The organism is Flavobacterium sp. (genome assembly GCF_044371705.1).
Classification (GTDB): Bacteria; Bacteroidota; Bacteroidia; order Flavobacteriales; family Flavobacteriaceae; genus Flavobacterium.
In genome coordinates this window covers 1-3,386 of record NZ_JBILTE010000238.1, presented here as the reverse complement: position 1 = coordinate 3,386, position 3,386 = coordinate 1, and the positions used below count along the sequence as shown (strand labels likewise).

Below are 3,386 nucleotides of genomic sequence, written 5' to 3'. Positions count from 1 at the left end.
CTAAGCTTTTAAAACTGTCTTTTCTTTTGGATAATTAACTTTTCATGCAAGTAGTAATGCCTCTTTCAGGTTATTTAAAAATTGTGTGAGATGTTCTACTTCCACATGCTCCATTAAAACAATTTTGTACCACTGATTTGTTTCTGAATCGTGCTTTTGAGGCACTAAATCAAATTTATGAGCCAAGGATGGCGGAATGTGTTTGGCTTTAATAGTGACAATATTCATGGCAGGTTCTCTAAAATAGGAAATCTGCAATTCATCCAATTGTTTGCAAAGCCAATCCGTTCGCATTTGCAGAACTTTTACTTTTTCATACCAGCCATTCGGACCGTAGGTAGAAAGAATCATCCAAATAGCTACCGCATTGGCTCCCGAGCGACTTCCCGAAAGGGTTAAGTCCATTCATTCAACATAAGCAGCTTCTTTGGTTAACGCATTTTCTATTAAACCTTTTCTACATAAAAAGATCCCTGTTCCGTAAGGTGCTTGCAACATTTTATGAGCATCAATGGTGATAGAGGATATGCTAGGATTCTTAAAACTCAGTGGGTTTTCTTTTGCTAAAAACGGATAGACAAAACCTCCATAAGCTGCATCCACATGCATTTTATAGTTTAAACTGTATTTCTCAAGTAAGGAAATATAATCATCCGGATGATCTACAGATCCAAACATGGTCGTTCCCATATTACAAAAAACAATAAAATATTTTTTGCCCTGCTTTTGAGCTTCTAGTATTTGATTTTCAAACGTGACGACATTAATTTTTCGATCGTCAAAACTTACAGGGACCTTTATCCAGTCAAGCATTAGCAAATTCGATCCTTTTGCAATGGAATAATGCGTGTCCTCCGACGCAATCAAAACAATTTCTGAAGCTTTTGCACCAAAAGTATTCATAAAATAATTGCGGTACATCCACATAGCTTGAATATTCGCTTCCGTTCCTCCGGTTGCAATATAGCCATCGTATTCGTTCTCTTCCGAGCCAAAGACATCAACGGCTAAAATATCCAATGCTTCTCGTTCAATTTCATGTGTTCCTGCAAAAGCCGATTCAGAAACCCCAACCGTATGACATCCAATATGATTGGGGTTGGCAACAAATGTCATTAAAACCGGTGCGTCTTTTAAAAAGGGAGCATCAGTATAAAACACTTTGCCATCCAATTTTGAAGCCGGATAACCCAAAGTGGCATCTTTAGCAAAATTGACATTTTTGCTTAAGGCCGTTTGTACACGTTCAATTTGTTCTTTTTTTGTCAGCTTTTTCCAATGAAGCATACTTTTCCAATTTATTTGGCAAAATTGATTTTTTAAACGTGATTCTTTTATGATTTAAATCATGTTTTTCCGATATTATTTAAAAATATTTTTTAATACAGATGAGTATGTAACATAAGTTACTTTATCTTATTGGTTGATGTTCTACATTCGCATTGTGGAAGGTTATGATTTTTAAGTTATATAATGAATTTCCGTTCACAGCTAAAAATGTACTCATGAAATCACTATTAAAATTTGTTTTTCTTCTACTATCCGGTCTTTTATTTTCCCAACCAACTTTTGATTATCAAGTGCAGTTGACACCTCTTGCAATTCCAAATTTACCGGGTTTACATTCGTATGTATATGCACAACACAACGGAAAATGGTTAATTATCGGAGGAAGATTGGATGGAATTCACGCCCGTCAACCCTTCAATGCTTTCCCGGGCTCGTTAAATAATACCAATATATATGTAATTGATATTGCCACACAACAATTTTGGTCAGCCTCGGTAAATACTTTAGCTACAGGGTTAAAAGAACAATTACAAGCAACAAACATGAATTTTTATCAAGACGGAAATGCTTTGTATATAATTGGCGGTTATGCTTTTGCAGTTTCTGCAAACAATCACATCACTTTTGATAAATTAACAGCGGTTGACGTTCCCAATTTAATGGATGCAATCATAAATAACAATCCAATTACTTCCTATTTTAAACAAATTTCCAATCCTATTTTTCAAAATACAGGCGGACAACTAGGAAAAATTGGAAGTGAGTTTTATTTAATTGGCGGACATGTTTTTACGGGAAGATACAATCCCATGAACAACCCAACTTTTACACAAACGTATCTGAATAAAATTCAAAAATTCACGATTGATAATTCGGGGACGCAATTGAGTTATACCAATTATTCATCAGTCACAGATGCCATTCATTTGCATCGTCGCGATTTTAATTTGGTTCCTCAGGTTTTTCCTAATGGTGAAGAAGGGTATACCATTTCCTCGGGTGTGTTTCAAATTAATGCCAATTTACCTTTTTTATATCCGGTGGATGTAAAAAGTAGCGGATATTTTCCTCAAACCCAGTTCAACCAATATTTAAGTAATTATCACAATGGAAAAGTTGGATTGTATGATGCGGCAGCCAATAAAATGCACAGTTTGTTTTTTGGTGGCATGAGTCAGTATTACTACAATGGAACCACATTGATTCAAGATGATAATGTGCCTTTTGTCAAAACAATCAGTCGGGTAACACGAATTGCGGACGGCACCCTAACAGAACATAAATTTCCTTTAGAAATGCCTACTTATAAAGGGGCAGGAACAGAATTTATTCCAAATGCAAGTTTGCCGCACTATACAAATAAAGTGATTAAATTGAATGATATTACTGCGTTAGAATTTGTAATCGGTCATTTATACGGTGGCATTCAAAGTCCAAGCATTAATCCGTTTTCAAATAATCAAACTTCAACTACATCCGCTGATCCAACCATTTATGAAGTGAAATTAATTTATACACCTACGTTAGATGTTCCTGCAGTAAATGGAAAAAATCCTTTTAGTATGTCCGTTTCACCCAATCCAACTAAAAATGGGGTGATTCGTTTAAATTTCACGATGGCGTATGAGACGACTGTTGATTATTTTGTGACTTCCATGGATGGAAAAATAGTATCAGAAGGAGAAATTACGGATGCTGAGGTAGGTGAAAACTCAATGAATTTTGAACTCAACAAAGTATCAAATCAAGTAATTATTATCACATTTATTTTTGATAATAAGTTTTATGTTTCTCAAAAAGTAGTTGTGAATTAAAACAGATAAAATCATTAAGTCATGAAAAGTAGTATTTTTATAGTCGTAGTTCTAAGTTTAGTGTCTTGTCAAAAAAAAGTGGAACTACTTGAAATCCCAAAAGATTTGACGGAAGTAGAAGCTCAAGAAGCCCAACAATTGATGGCAACTCATTGCTACATCTGTCACAGTCCAACAGCTTCTGAAACCGAAGGTCGTATTGCTCCACCCATGGTTGCTATCAAAGCTCGTTACTTAATGAATAATGCTACAAAGGAGGAATTTGTTTCACACATCACACAA

General features: G+C 35.1%; 3 protein-coding genes and 1 pseudogene. 2 read left to right on the top strand and 2 right to left on the bottom strand.

Annotation, left to right across the window (positions count from 1 at the left end; all coding sequences use genetic code 11):
• Positions 1-42: 42 nt before the first annotated feature.
• Together ACIQ2S_RS12255 and ACIQ2S_RS12250 are read right to left on the bottom strand one after the other, a co-directional pair.
• Positions 43-405 (bottom strand): hypothetical protein, encoded by a 363-nt coding sequence (locus ACIQ2S_RS12255; RefSeq protein WP_396176397.1) that lies wholly within the window; start codon positions 403-405, stop codon positions 43-45.
• Complete coding sequence (locus ACIQ2S_RS12250) at positions 406-1,287, bottom strand: pyridoxal-dependent decarboxylase (RefSeq protein ID WP_396176395.1); 882 nt, start codon at positions 1,285-1,287, stop codon at positions 406-408.
• Between the two features lie 218 nt (positions 1,288-1,505).
• Here ACIQ2S_RS12250 and ACIQ2S_RS12245 point away from each other — a divergent pair, with 218 nt between their 5' ends.
• Together ACIQ2S_RS12245 and ACIQ2S_RS12240 are read left to right on the top strand one after the other, a co-directional pair.
• On the top strand, positions 1,506-3,104 hold the full coding sequence (locus ACIQ2S_RS12245) for a hypothetical protein (RefSeq protein ID WP_396176393.1): 1,599 nt from the start codon (positions 1,506-1,508) through the stop codon (positions 3,102-3,104).
• A gap of 21 nt (positions 3,105-3,125) precedes the next feature.
• A pseudogene (locus ACIQ2S_RS12240) lies at positions 3,126-3,386 on the top strand (cytochrome c family protein); the annotation flags it as partial.

What these genes read in the sequence shown, in the direction of transcription:
- ACIQ2S_RS12245 (WP_396176393.1), top strand. Translation starts at nt 1,506, where the DNA reads ATGAAATCACTATTAAAATTTGTTTTTCTTCTACTATCCGGTCTTTTA.
- ACIQ2S_RS12250 (WP_396176395.1), bottom strand. Translation starts at nt 1,287, where the DNA reads ATGCTTCATTGGAAAAAGCTGACAAAAAAAGAACAAATTGAACGTGTA.
- ACIQ2S_RS12255 (WP_396176397.1), bottom strand. Translation starts at nt 405, where the DNA reads ATGGACTTAACCCTTTCGGGAAGTCGCTCGGGAGCCAATGCGGTAGCT.